General features: G+C 68.5%; 18 protein-coding genes. 9 read left to right on the plus strand and 9 right to left on the minus strand.

Annotated features, from left to right (window positions below; genetic code table 11):
• Positions 1-54: 54 nt before the first annotated feature.
• The 4 genes from KGD87_RS33985 to KGD87_RS34000 all read right to left on the minus strand — a co-directional run bounded on the left by KGD87_RS33985 (position 55) and on the right by KGD87_RS34000 (position 2,610).
• A complete protein-coding gene (locus KGD87_RS33985; protein ID WP_176409491.1) occupies positions 55-555 on the minus strand; it encodes an ExbD/TolR family protein in 501 nt (166 codons plus the stop codon).
• On the minus strand, positions 555-971 hold the full coding sequence (locus tag KGD87_RS33990; RefSeq protein WP_284665078.1) for an ExbD/TolR family protein: 417 nt from the start codon (positions 969-971) through the stop codon (positions 555-557). The genes KGD87_RS33985 and KGD87_RS33990 overlap by 1 nt, the downstream gene beginning before the upstream one ends.
• A gap of 125 nt (positions 972-1,096) precedes the next feature.
• Entirely contained in the window at positions 1,097-1,780 is a 684-nt protein-coding gene (locus tag KGD87_RS33995) for a MotA/TolQ/ExbB proton channel family protein (protein WP_163781013.1), read from the minus strand.
• A 77-nt stretch (positions 1,781-1,857) separates the two neighbouring features.
• Positions 1,858-2,610, minus strand: coding sequence for an energy transducer TonB (locus KGD87_RS34000; RefSeq protein WP_284665079.1), 753 nt, complete (start codon positions 2,608-2,610; stop codon positions 1,858-1,860).
• A gap of 234 nt (positions 2,611-2,844) precedes the next feature.
• On the opposite strand from KGD87_RS34000, the gene KGD87_RS34005 reads away from it, so the two are divergent.
• From KGD87_RS34005 to KGD87_RS34020, 4 genes are all read left to right on the plus strand, one after another.
• A complete protein-coding gene (locus KGD87_RS34005; RefSeq protein WP_284665080.1) occupies positions 2,845-6,030 on the plus strand; it encodes a TonB-dependent receptor in 3,186 nt (1,061 codons plus the stop codon).
• A 36-nt stretch (positions 6,031-6,066) separates the two neighbouring features.
• Positions 6,067-6,777, plus strand: coding sequence for a hypothetical protein (locus KGD87_RS34010; RefSeq protein WP_284665081.1), 711 nt, complete (start codon positions 6,067-6,069; stop codon positions 6,775-6,777).
• A 131-nt stretch (positions 6,778-6,908) separates the two neighbouring features.
• Positions 6,909-8,453 carry a radical SAM protein gene (locus KGD87_RS34015; protein ID WP_284665082.1) on the plus strand — a complete coding sequence of 515 codons (1,545 nt, stop codon included), beginning with the start codon at positions 6,909-6,911 and terminating at the stop codon, positions 8,451-8,453.
• Positions 8,454-8,549: 96 nt separating this feature from the next.
• Positions 8,550-9,467 carry a hypothetical protein gene (locus KGD87_RS34020; RefSeq protein WP_284665083.1) on the plus strand — a complete coding sequence of 306 codons (918 nt, stop codon included), beginning with the start codon at positions 8,550-8,552 and terminating at the stop codon, positions 9,465-9,467.
• A gap of 119 nt (positions 9,468-9,586) precedes the next feature.
• Here KGD87_RS34020 and KGD87_RS34025 read toward each other — a convergent pair whose 3' ends face one another.
• Positions 9,587-10,168 carry a hypothetical protein gene (locus KGD87_RS34025; protein WP_284665084.1) on the minus strand — a complete coding sequence of 194 codons (582 nt, stop codon included), beginning with the start codon at positions 10,166-10,168 and terminating at the stop codon, positions 9,587-9,589.
• A 6-nt stretch (positions 10,169-10,174) separates the two neighbouring features.
• Entirely contained in the window at positions 10,175-10,735 is a 561-nt protein-coding gene (locus tag KGD87_RS34030) for a DUF4920 domain-containing protein (protein ID WP_284665085.1), read from the minus strand.
• An 88-nt stretch (positions 10,736-10,823) separates the two neighbouring features.
• Here KGD87_RS34030 and KGD87_RS34035 point away from each other — a divergent pair, with 88 nt between their 5' ends.
• Both KGD87_RS34035 and plsY read left to right on the plus strand, forming a co-directional pair.
• A complete protein-coding gene (locus KGD87_RS34035; protein WP_284665086.1) occupies positions 10,824-11,255 on the plus strand; it encodes a DUF2752 domain-containing protein in 432 nt (143 codons plus the stop codon).
• An 11-nt stretch (positions 11,256-11,266) separates the two neighbouring features.
• Positions 11,267-11,845, plus strand: a complete 579-nt coding sequence (gene plsY / locus KGD87_RS34040) for a glycerol-3-phosphate 1-O-acyltransferase PlsY (RefSeq protein ID WP_284665087.1) — start codon at positions 11,267-11,269, stop codon at positions 11,843-11,845.
• On the opposite strand, the gene KGD87_RS34045 is transcribed toward plsY, so the two are convergent.
• From KGD87_RS34045 to KGD87_RS34055, 3 genes are all read right to left on the minus strand, one after another.
• Positions 11,762-13,063, minus strand: a complete 1,302-nt coding sequence (locus tag KGD87_RS34045) for a THUMP domain-containing class I SAM-dependent RNA methyltransferase (RefSeq protein ID WP_350100722.1) — start codon at positions 13,061-13,063, stop codon at positions 11,762-11,764. The two genes, plsY and KGD87_RS34045, sit on opposite strands and share 84 nt — an antisense overlap.
• Before the next feature lie 6 nt (positions 13,064-13,069).
• Positions 13,070-13,354: an antibiotic biosynthesis monooxygenase family protein gene (locus KGD87_RS34050; protein WP_176409483.1), complete on the minus strand. Its 285-nt coding sequence runs from the start codon at positions 13,352-13,354 to the stop codon at positions 13,070-13,072.
• A gap of 120 nt (positions 13,355-13,474) precedes the next feature.
• Positions 13,475-16,528: an FtsK/SpoIIIE family DNA translocase gene (locus KGD87_RS34055; RefSeq protein WP_284665089.1), complete on the minus strand. Its 3,054-nt coding sequence runs from the start codon at positions 16,526-16,528 to the stop codon at positions 13,475-13,477.
• Positions 16,529-16,742: 214 nt separating this feature from the next.
• Here KGD87_RS34055 and KGD87_RS34060 point away from each other — a divergent pair, with 214 nt between their 5' ends.
• The 3 genes from KGD87_RS34060 to gatA are packed head-to-tail and all read left to right on the plus strand — an operon-like array spanning position 16,743 to position 18,851.
• On the plus strand, positions 16,743-17,078 hold the full coding sequence (locus tag KGD87_RS34060; RefSeq protein WP_163786216.1) for a TFIIB-type zinc ribbon-containing protein: 336 nt from the start codon (positions 16,743-16,745) through the stop codon (positions 17,076-17,078).
• Positions 17,079-17,084: 6 nt separating this feature from the next.
• On the plus strand, positions 17,085-17,372 hold the full coding sequence (gene gatC / locus KGD87_RS34065) for an Asp-tRNA(Asn)/Glu-tRNA(Gln) amidotransferase subunit GatC (RefSeq protein WP_176409481.1): 288 nt from the start codon (positions 17,085-17,087) through the stop codon (positions 17,370-17,372).
• A gap of 18 nt (positions 17,373-17,390) precedes the next feature.
• Positions 17,391-18,851 carry an Asp-tRNA(Asn)/Glu-tRNA(Gln) amidotransferase subunit GatA gene (gene gatA / locus KGD87_RS34070; RefSeq protein ID WP_284665090.1) on the plus strand — a complete coding sequence of 487 codons (1,461 nt, stop codon included), beginning with the start codon at positions 17,391-17,393 and terminating at the stop codon, positions 18,849-18,851.
• Positions 18,852-18,881: the final 30 nt, after the last annotated feature.

Here is an 18,881-nt window from a genome sequence, read left to right on the forward strand (position 1 = left end):
CTTCTCGATGTGAACCACGTACCCACCCGGAGCGTAGGCTTCGGAAGAGGAGTCTCAGGGCGTGGGTGCGGGGGGCGGGGTCGGCGTATCGACAGAGGTGCCCTGGATGATGGCGTTCTGCGGCAGCTCCGTGGCCATGCCCAGCACCTTCGCGCCAGCGGCCTTCGCGCCGTCCAGCGCGGTGATGAGCCGCCCGTAGTTGGTGGCGTCATCCGCCATGAAGAAGACGACCTTGTCGTCCGCCTTCTTGGCCGCCAGCATGCGCTTGAGCCGCGTCACGTAGTCGGCGGGGGCAATCTTCTCCGTGTTGATGGAGTAGCCACCGTCCTTGTCGAGCTGGACCACCAACTGCTGGTCGTCCGGGTCGGGAGGCGTCGGCTCCTGTTCGACCTCGGTGTCCGGCACGCGCACCACGATGTCCTTCTCGAGGAGCGGCGTGACGACCATGAAGATGATGAGGAGCACCAGCACCACGTCGACCAACGGCGTGACGTTGATCTCCGAGTTCGGCTGCGCCTGGGGCTTGACCCACTGTCGTTGCTTGCGGCCGGCCATTACTTCTTCTCCTCGACGCCCAGGGAGATCTGCTTGGCCTTGGACTTGCGGGCCACGTCCAGCACCTTGCGCACGTCACCGACGCTGAGCGCGTTGTCGCCCTTGAGCAGGATCTTCCTGCCTGGATCCTTCAATATCTCCTCGGTGAGCTTCTCCTGGAGCCCCTTCTCATCCACCTGGTCATTCTCCACGAACACCTTCTTGTCCGGGGTGATGGAGAGGATGATCGGGTCGGCTTCCTTCCCTTTTCCTTCCTTCTCGATCTCGGTGGCCTTCGGGAGCTCCACGGACTTGCCACGCTGGAGCATCGGGGTGACGACCATGAAGATGATGAGGAGCACCAGCACCACGTCGACCAACGGCGTGACGTTGATGTCGCTCTTGACGCCCCCCTTGGGGCCTGCTGACATTCCCATGTCTTTACCTGTTTCCTGGTAAGGAGGTGCCCGCCTTCACGGTGGGTCTCCAGCTCCCCGAAGAAGAGCTGGAGACAGAGTCACCGTGAAGGGCATCGGGTCGTCCCCGGCTCGCCCGGGACGTCTCAGGCGGCGTGCGAGGACTGCGCACCACCACCCAGGTGGCGGGCAACCACGTCCAGGAACTCGTTGGACGACTCGGAGATGTCCACCGAGCGCGCGTCCACCCAGCCCTGCAGGAAGTTGTACGCCATCACCGCGGGGATGGCCACGAGCAGACCGAAGGCCGTGGTGATGAGCGCCTCGGCGATACCGGCAGAGATGGTGCCGAGACCGCCGGAGCCCGCCTGCGCCATCAGCTGGAAGGCGTTGACGATACCCATCGTGGTGCCGAGCAGACCGACGAACGGCGCCGTGGAGCCGACCGTGGCCAGCAGGCCCAGACCGCGCTTCATGCTCTGGACCTCACGCTGCGCCTGACGCTCCAGCGCGCGCGCCACCGACTCCACCGCCACATCCTTGTTGTTCGGGCTGATCCGGTACGCCGTCAGTCCGGAGTTGATGACCCGGCCCAGGTGGCCCACGTCCTTGCCCAGGTTGGTGTTGGCGGCCGTGTTCAGGTCGCCCTTGGCCAGGATGGCACCCATCTTCGCGGCGAAGTTGCGGCTGTCAGCCCGCGTCTTGCGGAAGACGATCATGCGCTCCGCCATCACGACCAGCGAGGCGATGGACATGATGCCCAGGGTGAAGATGACCGAACGGGCGAAGAGGCCCGTATGCGCCCAGATTTCTGCGAGAGTGAATTGCATGGTTGGGTTGAGCGCTCCTCCTCACGAGCGCGGGGTAGTCGGCGATACCGCTCTAGCTCTAAACGACGCGCCCGGACTCAGCGCGGCAGCTTGAAGTTCAGGGTGAAGGTGTAGTCCACCTGCACAGGGCGGCCCTGGAACGTGACCGGCTTGTAGCGCGACGACGCCAGCGCGTCCAGGACGGCCCGGTCCATGTGGGGCAGGGGCTTGATGATCCGGCAGTTCTCCACTCGACCTTCCACGGTGACGATGCACTTCACGATCATCGTTCCCTGGACGCGAGCCTCGAGCGCCTCACGAGAGTACTCGGGCTGAGGACCGGACAGCTTCTCCGGACGCGTCATGCCCGCGCCGAACGGAAGGACGTCGGTTCCCGTCCCGCCCAACTGGCCGCCGACCACGCCGCCAATCACACCACCGACGACGCCACCGACGACGCCGCCGACCACGCCACCTTCCACGCCGCCCTCGACGACTTCTTCGCTCGCCTCTTCTTCGGAGGGAGGCTCTTCGGAGGGCTCCACTTCCTTGGGAGCCTCCTTCGGAATCTCCTTCGGCTGGACGATGGTGTCCGGCTTCTTGGGCTTCTTCTGTTGCGTCTTCGGCTTGGTCGAAGAGGCAGGAGGCGGAGGCGGAGGCGGAGGCGGAGGAGGCGGAGCCATGGTCGCCTTCAGCGTGACCTCAATCTCCTTCTCCTCCTCGACCGGCGGCCGCGTCGACAGCCAGATGGAGAGGCCGAACAGCGCCACATGGAGGATAACCGAGACAGTAGCCCCGACGCCGAATCGCGACTTGGGCCCCTGACCACGGTCAAGGACTGAATCGAACATGCACTAGACTCCTCTTCACCAGTGGACACCCATCGACGACGCCCCGCCCAGATGAAAGGGCGCGCTACCATACAGAAACGCGTTCCGGGTTCAAGCAAGCAAGGTCGATGGGCGTGGCGTGATCGGGCAATTGCCCCACTGGTTACCAAAAAGCAACGGTCTATTGACAACTGCTCGACCTCGGATATTTTCCCGGGTCATTTTCACTTGCAGCCCACCTTGGAGGGGTCTGGTATGCACTTGAACCGAGTGCTCCGGGAAACCGGAGTTGTTGTTGCCGCAGGTCTGCTGTACGGATCCGCGGCTTTCGCCCAGTCGAGCGTGATCATCGGTACTGTGATCGACGCTCAAAGTCGGCAGGCTGCCGCTGACGTCGTTGTGACCGCTACTTCGCCCAACCTTCAGGGCGAGCAGACGGTTGTCACCGACGCACAGGGTAACTACCGCATTCCCCAGTTGCCCCCCGGCGACTATACCCTGCGGTTCGAGAAGGAGCAGTTCAAGCCGTACGCTCGTTCAGCCATCCAGTTGCGCCTGAACCGCACCATCCGCGTCAACGTCGAGCTCCTTCCTGAGGCGCTCGGTGAGGTCGTGGAGATCGTCGGCGCGCCCCCGACCATCGACGTGGGTTCCACGACGATGGGCGTGAACGTCGACCAGGAGTTCATCAAGCGCATCGCCGTTGCGCGTCCGGGTGGCAAGGGCGGCGCGACCCGCTCCTTCGAGTCCCTGGCCGAGCTCGCGCCTGGCGCCCAGAACGACAACTACGGCGTTTCCATCAACGGCTCGACCTCGCCTGAGAACGGCTACGTGGTGGACGGTCTGTCCACCAACGACCCGGCCTTCGGCGTGAACGCCAGCCCGCTGAGCATCGAGTTCGTGCAGGACGTGAACATCATCACCGGCGGTTACATGCCGGAGTTCGGCCGGTCCACCGGCGGCGTCATCAACGCGGTCACCCGGTCGGGCTCCAACGAGTTCCACGGCTCCGTGTTCGCGAACTGGACGCCGGGCACCTTCGAGGGCACCCGCAAGCAGGTCGCTCGGGCGGGCACGGTCATCACCGGCCTGAACGAGCTGCAGAACCTGGGCGACTTCGGCGCCACCCTCGGTGGTCCGATCCTCAAGGACAAGCTGTGGTTCTTCGCCGGCTTCGCGCCGTCGTTCACCCGCTACCAGCACACCCGCACGCTCAACACGCTGCGCGTGGACGGCGCGGGCAACCCGGTAACGGACAGCAGCGGCTTCCAGCTGGCGGACGCAATCCCCGGCTCCGCGACGAACTACTTCGCCGACTCCCGTACCATCCAGTACATGGGTAAGTTGACGTACCTCATCAACCAGGACCACAACGTGTCGTTCGCCATGAACGGCACGCCGTCCTCGACGGGTGGTCTGGGCAAGCTGTCCATCGACCCCCGCTCGGGTGGTCTTCCGGGTGTGCTCGCGTCCCGTCCGGGAGACTTCGGTCTCACGGAGACGAGCGCGAACACCACGTCGCTGGCCTTGAAGTACGCCGGTGCGTTCGCGGACAAGAAGGTCCTCGTCGACGCCAACGTCGGCTGGTTCCACCAGACCGCGTCCACCCTGCCGGGTGACGGCAGCAACCTGGGCGACACCACGGGTCTGGCCGGCTACTCGCGCATGGCGTACACGTATCCGCGTGCGCTGACGCTGTTCGAGAACCTGCCCGCCGGGCAGGAGGGCGCCTGCGGCAGCACGCCTGAGGAGCAGTTGCTCCGCTGCCCGGTGCAGGGTTACTCGGTGGGTGGTCCTGCCTTCATGAGCGACCAGACGCTCGACCGCTACCAGGCCAACGCGAAGGCCACCTACCTGCTGAACGCCCTGGGCACGCACGTGCTCAAGGCCGGCGTCGACGTGGAGCTCCTCTCGTTCGACCAGATCAAGGCGTACGGCGGCGGGGTGTACTACCAGGAGGCTACGTCGGGTTGGACTGCGGCGCAGGGCCCGGCGCTGAGCGACGCTCGTCGCTACGGCTACCAGACGGGGCCGGATTCCGCTGTTACGCAGTTGACCCAGATCGCCAAGACGACCAGCACCACGGTCGGTGGTTTCCTTCAGGACTCCTGGTCCATCGCGAACCGGGTGACCCTGAACCTGGGCGTCCGCTACGACGTGCAGGCGCTCTACGGCGGCACCGGCGACCTCGCGCTGCTGCTCGGCAACCAGTGGTCGCCGCGCCTCGGCGCCATCGTCGACCCGTTCGCCAATGGCCGCGCGAAGTTGTTCGTGAACTACGCTCGTTACTACGAGCAGGTTCCGCTCAACCTGATGGACCGCGCGTTCCCGGGTGAAAACCGCATCAGCGCACGTCGCTCGCTCGCAGAGCCCGGCGAGGGCTCCGCGACCTCGTGCGACCCGTCCAGCTTCGAGAGCCAGCAGGCCACCTGCCGCGGTGACGGCAACCTGCTCGCCATCCCGGAGAGCAGCCGCAACGTGAACCGCTTCTACACGGGCGGCACGGCTGGCGGCACGCCGGTGGACCCGGACCTGAAGCCCCAGTCGTCCGACGAAATCGTGGTCGGCGGCGAGTACGAAGTGCTGGCGAACACCCGCCTGGGTGCGAGCTACACGCACAAGGACATGAACTCGGTCATCGAGGACATGAGCCGCGACGACGGCAACACGTACTTCCTCGGTAACCCCGGCAGCGGCTTCGCCGGTGAGTTCCCGACGCCGGTTCGTAACTACGACAACGTCACCGTCTACCTGAACCGCACGTTCTCCGACGGCTGGCTCGCCCAGGCCAACTACACCTGGTCGCGCCTGTACGGTAACTACCCCGGTCTGTTCCGGCCTGAGACGGGCCAGCTCGACCCGAACATCCTCTCGGACTTCGACCTCATCGAGCTCCTGGAGAACCGCACGGGTCTGCTGCCGTTCGACCGCACGCACCAGATCAAGATCTTCGGTGCGAAGGAGTTCAACATCTCGAACGCCCTGTCGGCGAGCCTGGGTGTCTCCTACCGCGGTAACTCTGGTACGCCGATCAACTACTGGGGGCACCACTGGGCCTACGGCGCGGACGAGTCCTTCGTCCTCCCCCGTGGCGCTGGCGGCCGTACGCCGTGGATCAACACCATCGACTCCAACATTGGCGTGAACTACCGCGTCAGCAAGGACAGCGTGGTGTCGTTCACCCTGGACGTGTTCAACCTCTTCAACTTCCAGGGCGTGAACGCGGTCGACCAGACGTACACCAACATCGACATCAAGCCCATCCCGGGTGGAACGCCTGCCGACCTGGAGAACCTCCCGGGCCGCGTGGAGTTCCAGGAGCAGGCTCCGCGTGACGAGCCGTTCGGCACCGTTGATGGTGACGTGAACCCGAACTTCAAGAACCCGACCTCGTACCAGGCGCCCCGTCAGGTCCGCTTTGGCATCCGGTACACGTTCTAATCCCAGGCCCCATCACGGAATCGGAACAACAGTCACATGACCAAGAACATCGTAAACACTGCGTTGGTGCTCCTGGGCACGGGAAGCCTGCTGACGGGCTGCGACGTCGAGCAGCCTGACCCCGGCTGCTTCGTGCAGGAGTCTCCTCACTGGGCCGTGAAGTACGACCAGGTGGAGGCGCCCCGGAATGCCGCTGGCGATGCGTGCGACACCGTCGCTCCCCCCGCGGAGATGCTGGGAGTCTACCGCTACATCGACCTGGAGAACGGCACCGCGAAGCTCGCGCTCCGTCCTCAGGGGCTGGCGAGCCGCGGCCCTGCGGACCAAACCACGGACCAGAGCGAGCAGACCGCACTGGGCGACCTGGCCACTGACCGCGACGCAGACGACTTCTGCGGCGCGCCCAGCTTCCCGGAGGCTCGCGTCAACGTGGCCTCTCCGGCGAACCAGATCGTGTACCAATACGCCAATGTCCGCGTGTACTCGGCGCCTTCGGCTCCGGGCACCCAGCTGACGGGTGAGCTCACCTACACGAACAACGGCTGCACCTCGAAGTACGTCATCAACGCCATCTGGCCGGCGGTCGGTTGCGACCCCGAGTCCGATGCGCCGGCGGACAACTGCGGTCCTGGCTCCGGTCTGAACCCGGACTTCGCGGCGACGTGCATCACCACCGCGCAGTGCGCCATCTTCGCGGGTGAAAAGAACTGCTGCGTCCCGACGAACCAGGTCCCGTCGTTCAAGTAGTCGGACAAGTCGTCTGCTGAACCGCTCCACCCCACCTGGGTGGCGCACCTCGGCCCCGGCGGTCTCTCCCCACATGGGAGTGGCTGACCGGGGCCGCGGTGTTTAAAAGGCTGGACCTGTACTGGAGGCACATGGAGGGCCGTTACTCACTCATCGAGCGCGTCCGCGGCTTGCTGGCGGACGAACAGGGCACGCTGCACAAGGCGGCGCCCTACCGGGTGGCGCTCTGCTACCCCAGCCCCTACCACGTGGGCATGAGCTCGCTCGGCTACCAGGCCATCTACCGTGAAATCCACGAGCACTCCGGAGCGACGGCCGAGCGCGTCTTCCTCCCTGATGACGTGGAGGTCTTCAAGCGCACCCGGACGCCGCTCTTCACCTGGGAGTCGCAGGCCCCTGTCGCGAACTTCGACATGCTGGCCTTCTCCGTGGCCTACGAGCTGGAGCTGACGGGGCTCTTCTCCATGTTGGAGCTGACGGGCATCCCGCTCCTGGCGGAGGAGCGCCAGGATGGCCGCTATCCGCTCGTGGTGGGCGGCGGGCCGTTGACGTTCTCCAACCCGGATCCGCTGGAGCCCTTCGTGGACGTGCTCGTCCAGGGCGAGGCGGAGGATTTGATCCACCTGCTGGTGGAGGCCGCGGCGACGATGGAGCGCGACGCCCTCCTGGCGCACCTGGCGCGCATCCCGGGCTTCCGCGTGCCCGGGCGGGGCGGGGCGCGCTACCATGTGGCCAAGGCTACCGACGCCCGGCTCCCTGCCCGGTCGCAAATCGTGACCCCACACACCGAGCTGCGCTCGATGTTCCTCATCGAGCCGGAGCGGGGCTGCTCCCGGGGCTGCCATTACTGCGTCATGCGGCGCACCACGAACGGGGGCATGCGCACGGTGCCGCCGGAGCGGCTCCTGTCCCTGATTCCGGAGCATGTCCGCCGGGTCGGGCTGGTGGGCGCGGCGGTGACGGACCATCCGCGCATCGTCGAGCTGCTCCGGACCCTCGTGGAGTCCGGCCGTGAGGTGGGGGTGTCTTCGCTGCGCGCGGACCGGCTGACCCAGGAGTTGGTGGATCAGCTCCGCCGGGGAGGAGCCACCAACCTCACGGTGGCGGCGGACGGACCGTCACAGCGCCTGCGGGACATGGTGGACCGGAAGCACTCGGAGGAGCAGATTGTCCGGGCCGCGACCTTCGCTCGCACGGCGGGGATGAAGCAGCTCAAGGTGTACAACGTCGTGGGTCTGCCGACCGAAGAGGACGCGGACATCGACGAGCTCATCCGCTTCACCAGCGAGCTGTCGCGCATCCTCCCGGTGGCGCTGGGCGTGGCGCCCTTCGTGGCCAAGCGCAACACCCCCATGGACGGCGCTCCCTTCACGGGCATTCGCGAGGTGGAGGGGCGGCTGGAGCGCCTGCGCAAGGGCCTACGGGGACGCGCCGAGGTGCGCCCGACGTCCGCGCGCTGGGCCTGGGTGGAGTACATGCTGGCCCAGTGCGGCCCGGAGGCGGGGCTGGCGGCCATGGATGCCTGGAAGGCCGGCGGCAACTTCGCGGCGTGGAAGCGGGCCTTCAATGGCCGGGGCTGTGAGCCGTACCTGGCCCGGCGGGTGGAGGACGGCCGGCGCAACCCCGTCCTGTGGCCCACCGTGCCGAGGACAGCGCCCCCGGCGTCCGCCGCCTGACGGGGACGTGCACGTGGTGGTGCACGTCCGCCCCGGCTTCCGCTAGAAGTCCGCTTGGCGCGCCGATGGCCGGCGTCCAGGGCAGCGGAGAACCAGGTGAGCACGCAGCGAGTGGACAAGTCGTGGCAGCAGAAGGGCCTGAAGGAGTACTCGACGGAGGCCCTGCTCGGGACGCTCGGCCACTACGGCATTGCCGTGGGCGAGGACGACTTCCGCAAGCTGGCGGAGTCGACCTTCCCGATTGGTATTGCCCAGCAGTGGCAGCCGAAGTGGAAGGGCACCGGGCCCTTCAAGGACTTCGCGGTGGCGGCGGCGGTGGAGCTGTGGAGCCGCTGGCTGCCGGACCGCGTGTCGCCCATGGAGATGGCTGACACGCTGGCGAACCTGATGCAGCAGTTGGCGTTCCTGCTGGATGGGCGGCAGGACGCGGCGGTGGACGCCGCCTTCGAGAAGATGAACGCCGTGCGCGCGAAGATGCCGCTCGACGAGAAGGGTGCGCCGCAGGAGCGCTTCATGCGCGAGGCGCTGGCGCCCTTCACGGAGAAGCAGGCCGAAATCTTCGACAGCCTCGCCGAGGCGCTGGCGTCGTCGGGCCACGTGGGCCAGGCGGAGTCCTTCGCGGACCTGGAGGAGTTCCTCCTGCCGGACCGCCGTGGAATCTCCCGCGCCATCGTCCGCGCGGCGAAGGGCGAGCTGGCGCCCGCCACCGAGGACATGGTGAAGCTCACCGGGGACACCGAGCGCTCGCCCATTGCCCGCCTGCTGGCGGTGGACGGCCTCATCCACATCAAGGCGCACGGCCAGGCGGCGGCGGCGGCCCGCACGCTGCTGACAGCGGCGGAGCAGGGCGGTGATTTGCACCTCGCGCTGGACCTCGTTCCCCGCCTGGAGCACGTCTACAAGGCGCAGAACGACCGCGAGTCGCTGCTGGAGTTGATGGGTATCTCCGAGCGCCTGGAGGCGGCCCACGACAAGATTCACCCCGGCCACCGCCGCCACCGTCACGGCCGCTGAGGCACGCGCGTGACAGCGGGCCTGCGTGGCCTCCTGTCACGACGCGTGGGCGCAGGCGCCCGTCAGCGGCTCCACCGAGGACAGCGGGTGCCAGGGAGCCGCGCCTGCGCCCCTCTGTCCTAACCGGTTGTCTCCTGCCTCTGAGGAGATTCGGAGGCGGGCGGCACCTCTTCCGGCGCGTCCTTCGCGCCGCCCCTGCGCTTCAGCGGAACGCGAAGCACGCCGGGGACACCTTCCGCCACGTCCCGCACGGGGACCACGGCGCCCACGGTGGTGTAGCGAATGGCGCCCGTCTGCGTGAAGGCGTGCTTGAGCGGGTACTCCTTCGCTCGGGGGAGGAACCACTCGCGCGCCGCCTTCATGGGCACGACGTGCAGCTCTCCCTGCGAGAGGAAGACGTACACCAGCAGGTCCGCGCCGCTGTAGAGGAAGCAGCCCGGGGTGTCCTTCTCCAGGTTGGACACCAGCTCGAAGAAGTAGCGGCGGCGGGTGGCGTTGCGGTCGCCCTTCACCTCGATGCCGCGCACCTCTCCCGAGGGGAGCTCCCAGAGCAGGTCCACCCCCCGGTGCTGGAAGCGCGGGTCCAACTGCACGTCATGCACGCGCGAGCCCGGCTCCGTCTCCAACATCCATGCGCGGGCGTGCTGCACGGCGCGGTCCGCCGCGCTCTGCACGCCGCGCATGCTGAAGCTTCGTGCCATGTCGTCTCAGCGGCGCAGCTCGACGCCCGTGGCCACCAACTGCACCTCGCGCGGCTTGCCATCGGCGCCGCGGGGGACGATGGCGCCCTCCGACTCGTAGTGCTGGGCGCGGCTGTCGGTCAGCTCGGCCACCTTTAGCACGCCTTCCACGCGCGCCTGCGAGCCCGCGGAGTCCAGGGGGACGAAGAAGCCGTAGTCCTTGAACGTCACGCGCACGCCGGGGCCCTTGTCCTGGCCGGTCGCCGCCAGCTCCATCCAGCAGCCCTTGCGCTCACACGCCTTGCGCACCTGGCCCTCGAGCAGCACCGTCTTGCCGTCGTGGGCCTGGGGCCTGGCCAGCACGTCCGCGAGCTTCACCGCCTTGGCACCCTTGAGCGGCTCGCCGCGGGTGAGCTTCCAGCCATTGTTCGCGGCTTCGGCCTTGGGAGCCGTCTTCGCCTGCGGGGCGGGCGGGTGGTGGCAGTCGGCCTCGGCGGCCTTGCCCGCCTTGGCGGAGGACTTGTCACCCGCGAGGGCAACCAGGGGAACGGCAACCAGCAGCATCAGGGACGTGCGGAGCGTGTTCATACCCCGTCCGCTTAGCCAAAAGTCTTTGCTCCGGCAAGGCGACCCCCGTACTAAAGTCCATCCACTCGCACACGCTGACGAGGTGCGCTTGAAGGTCGTCATCCCTCCCCGCAACCGCCGTTTCAACACCGTGGACGCCATGGGCCTCGCCGGCGTGGCGGGGCTGCTCGTGGCGCGCTACATCCCAGTGGCCCGCATCATCCCCTTCTGGGGCTGTGTGCTCAGGGAGCAGACAGGGTGGCCCTGCCTCGGCTGCGGTCTGACGCGCGTGGCCGACCGGGTGTCGCACCTCAACTTCGCCGGCGCCTGGGAGGCCAACCCCCTGGGGACGGTGGCGGCCATCCTGTTCGCCCTGGCGGCGGTGGTCATGGTGCTGCACCTGGTGTTCGCGATGCCCATCCCCCAGGTGGAGCTCTCCCCCCGTGAGTGGAGCGTCCTGGGCGTCCTGGCGCCCATCATCATCCTGGTCAATTACGCCTACGTGGTGGTGAAGACGCGCTTCCCCCACCTGCTGCTGTAGCCTTCCGCTTCGTGACCTCCGCGCTCGTCCTGCTGGGCTACTTCGCCGGCTCCATTCCCTTCGGTGTGTTGCTGACGCGGTGGCTGCGCGGCGTGGACGTGCGCAAGGGGGGCAGTGGGAACATCGGCGCCACCAACGTCACGCGCGTGGCGGGCAAGAAGCTGGGCGCGGTGGTGTTGCTGCTGGACGCAGTCAAGGGCGCGCTGCCCGTGGTCCTCGCGGTGCGCCTGCTGCCGGATGCGCCCACCGTCCACGTGGCGGTGGGGCTGGCCGCGGTGCTGGGCCACATCTACCCGGTGTGGCTGAAGCTCCAGGGCGGCAAGGGCGTGGCCACGGCATTGGGTGTGTTGCTGTTGCTGGTGCCCCAGGCGGCGCTGGCGGCCGCGCTGGTGTACGTCACCGTCTTCGCCGTGTCGCGCGTGAGCTCACTGGGCTCGCTGGCGGCGGGGGCCACGGCGGTGGGCACGTCGGCACTCACCGCGCGGGCCGTTGAGTACGCGGGCCTCTCAGCCCTCCTCTTCGCCCTCATGCTGTGGACGCACCGGGGCAACATCCTCCGGCTGGCGCGGCGCACCGAGCGGCGCTTCTGAGCCATCCCCGGCGTCCCCCCGCGCGCTGCCACCGTCTGGCGGACGGTAGCCCAGCAGTGAGCAGGCGATGGGGCCGTTCCAGAGGTCCCGCTTCGCGGAGGGGCGCGCGTGGAAGGCGCTCTCGAAGCCGGGGTTGCCGCAGATGACCCAGACGCGCCAGCCCGGCACGCGCAGCGACTCCCCCAGCTTGAAGTAGAAGCTCTTCATGCCCTTCTGGCCGCCCGTGCCGAGCCGGTCGCCGTAGGGCGGGTTGGTGACGAGCAATCCGCCTGTCTCCGGCAGCGGCGGAAGCCGGGTCGCGTCACCTTCGGCCAATTGGATTTCCTCCGTCAGGCGAGCGGCGCGCACGTTGCGACTGGCGGCCTCCAGCGCCTCCGGGTCCTTGTCGAAGCCGAGCAGCGGCACTTCCACCTTCCGCTCGTTGCGGCGGGCATCCGCGCGCATGTCCGCGAGCAGCTCGCGGGCGCGGGCGCCCAGCTCCGGCCAGCGCTCCACCGCGAAGTCCCGGTTGAGCCCGGGCGCGCGTCGGCGGGCGATGAGGCCTGCCTCGATAATCAACGTGCCGGAGCCGCACATCGGGTCCACCAGGCCCTCCGTCCCGGTGTAGTTCGCCGCGCGCAGCACCGCCGCGGCCAGCGTCTCCTTCAGCGGGGCGGGCGTGGGGCGCACGCGGTAGCCCCGGCGGTGCAGCGGCTCGCCGCACAAATCCAGGGACAGGGACAGCGTTTCGCGGGCGAGGTGCGCCACCACGCGGATGTCCGGGTCGCGCGTATTCACGTCCGGCCGGGCGCCTTTCTTGTCGCGCATCCGGTCGACGATGGCGTCCTTCACCTTGAGGGCCACGAAGCCGGAGTGGCTGTGCTCGCTGTCCTTCAGCGTGGCATCCACCGCGAACGTATGGTCGGGGGTGAGGTGCTCCTCCCAGGGGATGCTGGCGGCGGCTTCGTACAGGCCTTCCGCGCCCCGGGCCTCGAAGGCGCCCAGCGGGTAGAGCACGCGCATGGCGATGCGGGACCAGAGCGCCACCATGAGCGCCTCGTCGAGCGTGGCCATGAAGCGGACGCCGCCGCGGTCCTGGCGGATGCGGCGGGCGCCAAGCTCCTTCAGCTCGTCGGCCAGGAGGTCTTCGGTGCCGCGGGCGGCGGTGGCGAAAAGGGCAATGCGTTCAGCCATGGGGTTCCGCCCATAGACGACGCCGGGCCGCTTGGGAACCGGCATCGCGTTTCATGTGCCCACCACCTCGTACAGGGTGAAGGTGGCGTCCTCCTGCTGGGCGCTCGCCTCCCGGGCCCGCTGGAAGTCCTCGGACTGGAAATAGGCCCGCATGGAGGCCTTGTCCCGCCAGCGCGTCACCAGCATCAGCTCCGGCGGCCGCTCGAAGGAGCGCAGCACCTCCAGCCCCAGGAAGCCGGGGTAGCCGTCCACCGCCCGCGTCCGCGCCTGGAAGCGGGCGACCAGGCGGTCCGCTTCCTCGGAGGCCGGCCGGAAGCGGGAGATGGCGACAATCATGGGCACGTCCCGGTGGAAAACAGCGAGGGCGTCCGGGCCGAGCCAGGACGCCCTTTGTGAAGTGGAACCGTCGGGGCCACCGCCTCCCATCCCATCCGGGAGCCGGCGGCCACGTGGGCCTTACATGGCCCCGGCGCCGGGCATGTCGCCCAGGCCCCGGATGAGCACCTCGCGGGGCTTGGCGCCATCCGCCGCGCCCACCACGCCGTCGCGCTCCATCCGCTCAATCATGCGGGCCGCGCGGTTGTAGCCGATGCGCATCTTGCGCTGGAGCATGGAGATGGAGACGGCGCGCATCTCGCTGACCGTGGCGAGCGCCTGGTCGTACAGCTCGTCGGACAGCTCGTCCTCCTCGCCGCCACCTTCCACGTCCTCGTCGCGCGGCTTGAGGATGGAGTCGTCGTAGACGGGCTTGCCCTGGGCCTTGAGGTGGTCCACCGCCTTCTTGATTTCGTTCTCCGAAACGAAGGCGCCGTGCACGCGCTGCAGGTGCGCGCTGGTGGGCGGCATGATGAGCATGTCGCCCATGCCCAGCAGGGACTCGGCGCCCACCGTGCCCAGAATCGTCATCGAGTCCGGCTTCGAGCGCAGCATGAAGCTGACGCGCGTGGGGAAGTTGGCCTTGATGATACCGGTGACGACGTCCGTGGACGGGCGCTGCGTGGCGACCATCAGGTGGATGCCGGAGGCGCGGGCCATCTGCGCCAGGCGGGCGACGTACGTCTCCACCTCGCGGCTGGCCACCATCATCAGGTCGGCGAGCTCGTCGATGATGACCACGATGTAGGGCAGCTTCTTGAGCTGCTTCTTCTCCGGCTCGGTGGACTCGCTCGCCTCCAGCGCCTCGGTGTCCTCGGGCTCGGCCTCCAGCTCCGGGGCCTCGGCCTCTTCCTCGGACGCTTGCGCCTCGAACACGTCGTCATCGTCATCCCGGGGCGCGGCGACGCCCAGGCTCTCGCCGCCCGCGGGCATGGAGGACTTGGGGCTCTCGCCGTCGAGCACGAGCACGTTCTTCGGCTTCGCCCTCTTCTTCGGCGCGGACTCGGTGGCCGGCTTCACCTCCACCGCGGTGCTCTCCACCAGCTTGTTGAAGCCGGCGATGTTGCGCACGCCCGCCTCGGACAGCAGCTGGTAGCGGCGCTCCATCTCCTCCACGGCCCAGCGCAGCGCGAGCGCCGCCTTCTTCGGGTCCGTCACCACCGGCAGCAGCAGGTGGGGGATGCCCTCGTAGACGGAGAGCTCCAGCATCTTCGGGTCCACCATGATGAAGCGGACCTCCTCGGGCGTGGCCTTGAGGAGGATGCTCATGATCATGGAGTTCACCGCCACCGACTTGCCGGAGCCGGTGGTGCCGGCGATGAGCAGGTGGGGCGCCTTGGCCAAGTCGAGGACGTACGGCATGCCCTCGATGTCCTTGCCCACGCACATGGTCAGCTTGCTGGCGCCCTTGTTGAAGGCGTCCTGCTCGGCAATCTCCTTGAGGTAGACGGTTTCGCGGTCCCTGTTCGGCACCTCGATGCCCACCACGCCCTTGCCGGGGATGGGCGCGACGATGCGCACGCGCATGGCCTCCATGGCCATGGCGAGGTCGTCCGCGAGCGCGGCAATCTTGCTCACCTTGATGCCGGGGCCCGGGAGGAACTCGTACATGGTGACGACGGGGCCGGGGCGAATCTCCACCACCTCGCCGACGATGCCGAAGTCCGCCAGCTTCGCGCGCAGCTTCTCCGCCGTGGACAGGTACACGTCCTTGTCCAGCGCGGAGCGCTCCGTCTTGTCGCACTCGAGCACGTCGAGCGGCGGCAGCGAGAAGCTCTTGCGGTCCCCGACGAACTCGAACTGGTCCTGGCTCTTCTTGACGGTGGGCTTGGGCGGGGCCTTGGGCTCCACGATGAGCGGCGTGCGCGCCAGCGCGGACGGCGGCGCCGGGACGATGTCGGCCGGCGCGGCGGGGGCGGGCGCGTGGGCCACCGGCGCCACGGCGGCAGCGGGCGCTGCGGGCTCGGCTTCCACGTCGGCCATGGGCACCGGCGCCGGGCCGGTGACGATGTTCGGCTTGCGGCGGGCGCGCGGCGCTTCGGTGGCGTCGGCGCCGTCGGCGGGAATGAGGTTGGGCGAGGGCGGCAGGAAGGACGCGGCCCAGGCCGGGTCGGCCCCGAGGGCCGGGCGCTTCTCCGCCTTCGCCGGCGCCTTCTCCGGAAGGGCCAGCACGGGCGCGGGGGCGGGCGGCAGCGAATCGGCCTCGCGGGCCGGAAGCAGCTTCTTCTCCAGCTTCTCGCGGTCGCGGGACTCCTTGAGCGCCAGCTTCGCGGCGGCGGCCTGCTCCTTCTCCTGCTGCTTCGACAGCCGGAAGGCCTCTTCCGCCATGGCCTCGGCCTCGGCGGCCTCGGCCTCTTCCGCCAGGCGCTCGGCGTCGGCGAGCTCTTCCTCGTCGGCCTCGAGCTGCGCGAGGAAGGCGGCCTCCTCCAGCTTCTCCTCGGCGGCGCGCTCCTGGCGCTCCTGGTAGGCCACCTTCTGCGCTTCCCAGAACACGCTGGCGGATGCCTGGACGCGGCGGCCCAGCACGCACAGCCCGGCCCAGGCCAGCGAGCACACCTTGAGGAAGGTGTACTGGGTGCCCACGATGAGGGCGGCCGCGCTGATGGCGGTCACCAGGATGACGGTGCCCACCGTGGAGAACAGGCTGGACATGATGCCGCCCAGGCCGGCGCCCAGCGCGCCACCCGGCGGGTGAGCCCAGCCCTTGTTTCCAGCGAACATCAGCTGCGTCAGCACGGACACGCTGACCGTCAGCAGCGCCAGGCTGATGATTTGCGGTCCCCGCTTCCGGTCCCGGTTGCCCACGAAGAGCACCATGGCCGTGTAGATGCCGCCCGCCGGGATGAGGTAGGCGCACACGCCCAGCAGGCCGCGCAGCGACTCCGCGATGAGGTGCCCCATGGGGCCCACCGCGTTGTTGAAGCCCGGTCCCACCCGGTCCTTCGCGTCGAAAGTGGCCACCGCCAGCAAGGCAATCAACGACGCCGCCAGCAGGAACACACCGATGATGGCTCGGGTGGCGACGTCGCCGCCCTTGCCGGCCTTGATCCGCTTGTCCGCCAGCGCCCTGCGGCGCGTCGCGATTTCCTGCCGGGACAAGACCGCCTTCTCCGCCCGACCCTTCTTCGCCGTCATGTCCGTCTTCCCTCTGCGCGTCTCAGCCGCGTAGCGGGCTGTAGCAATGCCCGTGGCGAGTGTAGGGAGAGCGGGGGAGCGGTCAATTTTCCAGCTCCGGACGGGGGACCTACATTTCGGCTGCACCCCTCCCCAGAGGGGGTATGGTGCCGCCCAACATCGCCGCCCGGGCGCGCATGCCGCGCGGCGGCGGGACTTCGTGGAGGAACATCACATGGCCGACGCCCGTACCGACAAGCCGTCATCCACCGAGGAGGAGTACTTCGCCCGGGAGGAGATTGAGAAGAAGCGCAAGCTGGCCCTGGAGCAGGCCGCTTCGAACGCGGCGCAGCAGCGCGAGGAGCTCAAGAAGCTCCACTGGATGAAGTGCCCCAAGTGTGGCCTGGACCTGCAGACGCTGAAGCAGGGCAAGGTCGAAATCGAGACCTGCTTCAACTGCCACGGCATCTTCCTGGACGCCGGTGAGCTGGACCAACTGGTGGAGCAGCACGGCCACGAGGGCAGCGGCAAGGTGATGGGCGCCATCCTCAACCTCTTCAAGAAGAAGTAGGACGCCGTGGCGCTCACGCTCGAGCAGGTGCGCCATGTGGCCACACTGGCGCGGCTGTCGCTGACTCCGGAAGAGGAGCAGCGCTTCACCACCCAGTTGTCCGCGGTGCTGGACGCGGTGGAGCAGCTCCAGGCGCTCGACGTGGAGGCCGTGGCGCCCACGTGTCATGCCACGCTCACGTCCTCACGGCTGCGTGAGGACGTGACGCGGCCGTCCCTGCCGCCAGAGAAGTCCCTGGCCAACGCGCCGGCGAAGTCCGACACGTCCTTCGCCGTGCCGAAAATCATCGAGTAGTCCCGGAGACTCCACGCCATGCAGCTCACGGACCTCACGATGCTGGAGCTGGCCGCGAAGCTGGCCTCGGGAGCGGTCTCCTCCGAGGAGGCCACCCGCGCGAGCCTGGCGCGCATCCAGCAGGTGGACCCGAAGGTGCGCGCCTTCCTGCGCGTGGACGAAGCAGGCGCCCTGGCCGCCGCTCGCGCCAGTGACGCGCGCCGCAAGGCGGGCGGCCCCGCCAGCGCCCTGGACGGCGTGCCGCTAGGGCTCAAGGACATCTTCCTCACCGAGGGCGTGGAGACCACCGCCGGCTCGCGCATCCTGGAGGGCTTCGTTCCGCCCTATGACGCCACGGTGGTGCGCCTGCTGAAGGAGGCGGGCCTGCCGCTGGTGGGCAAGCTGAACATGGACGAGTTCGCGATGGGTTCGTCCAACGAGTCCAGCGCCTTCTTCCCCAGCCACAACCCGTGGGACGTGTCGCGCACGCCGGGGGGCTCGTCCGGTGGCTCGGCGGCGGCGGTGGCCGCGCGCGAGGTGTTCGGCGCGCTGGGGACGGACACGGGGGGCTCCATCCGCCAGCCCGCGGCGCTCACCAACACCGTGGGGCTGAAGCCCACCTACGGCCGGGTGTCGCGCTTTGGCGTCATCGCCTTCGCCTCGTCGCTGGACCAGCCGGGCCCCATGACGCGCACGGTGGCGGACGCGGCGGCGCTGCTCCAGGTGATTGCGCGGCCGGACGCACGGGACGCCACGTCCGCGGACGCGTCCGTGCCGGACTATTCGGTGGACCTGGAAGCCGGCGTGCGGGGCCTGAAGCTGGGCGTGCCGCGCGAGTATTTCACCGAGGGCATGGACCCGGAGGTGGAGGCCGCGGTGCGCGAGGCCCTGCGCGAGTACGAGCGCCTGGGCGCGACGCTGGTGGACGTGTCGCTGCCCCACACGAAGTACGCGCTGGCGACGTACTACCTCATCGCGCCCGCGGAGGCGTCCAGCAACCTGGCTCGCTACGACGGCGTGCGCTTCGGCCTGCGGGCGAAGGACGCACGCAGCCTGCGGGACGTGTACGCGCTGACGCGGGAGCAGGGCTTCGGCGCGGAGGTGAAGCGCCGCATCATGCTGGGCACCTTCGCGCTGTCCTCTGGCTACTACGACGCGCACTACCTGCGCGCGCAGAAGGTCCGCACGCTCATCCGCGAGGACTTCACGCGGGCGTTCCAGCAGGTGGACGCGCTGCTGTCGCCCACCTCGCCAGTACCGGCCTTCAAGCTGGGTGAGAAGGTGGAGGACCCGCTGTCCATGTACCTCATGGACATCTACACGCTGCCTTGCAACCTGGCGGGCCTGCCCGGCCTGTCGGTGCCCTGCGGCTTCACGAAGGCGGGCCTGCCCGTGGGCCTGCAGGTTCTGGGACGGCCCTTCGACGAGGCTGGCCTGCTGCGCATCGCCCGCGCCTACGAGCGCGAGCACGACTTCTTCCGCCGCTCCGCGCCCCTGTAGGGGAGCGCTGAGCGTCCGCCCTGGTGACAC

Source organism: Myxococcus sp. SDU36 (genome assembly GCF_030168875.1).
Classification (GTDB): Bacteria; Myxococcota; Myxococcia; order Myxococcales; family Myxococcaceae; genus Myxococcus; species Myxococcus vastator.

Bases quoted from the DNA above. Each gene is read 5' to 3' on its own strand.
- KGD87_RS33985 (WP_176409491.1), bottom strand. From the start codon at position 555: ATGGCCGGCCGCAAGCAACGACAGTGGGTCAAGCCCCAGGCGCAGCCG.
- KGD87_RS33990 (WP_284665078.1), bottom strand. From the start codon at position 971: ATGGGAATGTCAGCAGGCCCCAAGGGGGGCGTCAAGAGCGACATCAAC.
- KGD87_RS33995 (WP_163781013.1), bottom strand. From the start codon at position 1,780: ATGCAATTCACTCTCGCAGAAATCTGGGCGCATACGGGCCTCTTCGCC.
- KGD87_RS34000 (WP_284665079.1), bottom strand. From the start codon at position 2,610: ATGTTCGATTCAGTCCTTGACCGTGGTCAGGGGCCCAAGTCGCGATTC.
- KGD87_RS34005 (WP_284665080.1), top strand. From the start codon at position 2,845: ATGCACTTGAACCGAGTGCTCCGGGAAACCGGAGTTGTTGTTGCCGCA.
- KGD87_RS34010 (WP_284665081.1), top strand. From the start codon at position 6,067: ATGACCAAGAACATCGTAAACACTGCGTTGGTGCTCCTGGGCACGGGA.
- KGD87_RS34015 (WP_284665082.1), top strand. From the start codon at position 6,909: ATGGAGGGCCGTTACTCACTCATCGAGCGCGTCCGCGGCTTGCTGGCG.
- KGD87_RS34025 (WP_284665084.1), bottom strand. From the start codon at position 10,168: ATGGCACGAAGCTTCAGCATGCGCGGCGTGCAGAGCGCGGCGGACCGC.
- KGD87_RS34030 (WP_284665085.1), bottom strand. From the start codon at position 10,735: ATGAACACGCTCCGCACGTCCCTGATGCTGCTGGTTGCCGTTCCCCTG.
- KGD87_RS34045 (WP_350100722.1), bottom strand. From the start codon at position 13,063: ATGCCGGTTCCCAAGCGGCCCGGCGTCGTCTATGGGCGGAACCCCATG.
- KGD87_RS34050 (WP_176409483.1), bottom strand. From the start codon at position 13,354: ATGATTGTCGCCATCTCCCGCTTCCGGCCGGCCTCCGAGGAAGCGGAC.
- KGD87_RS34055 (WP_284665089.1), bottom strand. From the start codon at position 16,528: ATGACGGCGAAGAAGGGTCGGGCGGAGAAGGCGGTCTTGTCCCGGCAG.
- KGD87_RS34060 (WP_163786216.1), top strand. From the start codon at position 16,743: ATGGCCGACGCCCGTACCGACAAGCCGTCATCCACCGAGGAGGAGTAC.
- gatA (WP_284665090.1), top strand. From the start codon at position 17,391: ATGCAGCTCACGGACCTCACGATGCTGGAGCTGGCCGCGAAGCTGGCC.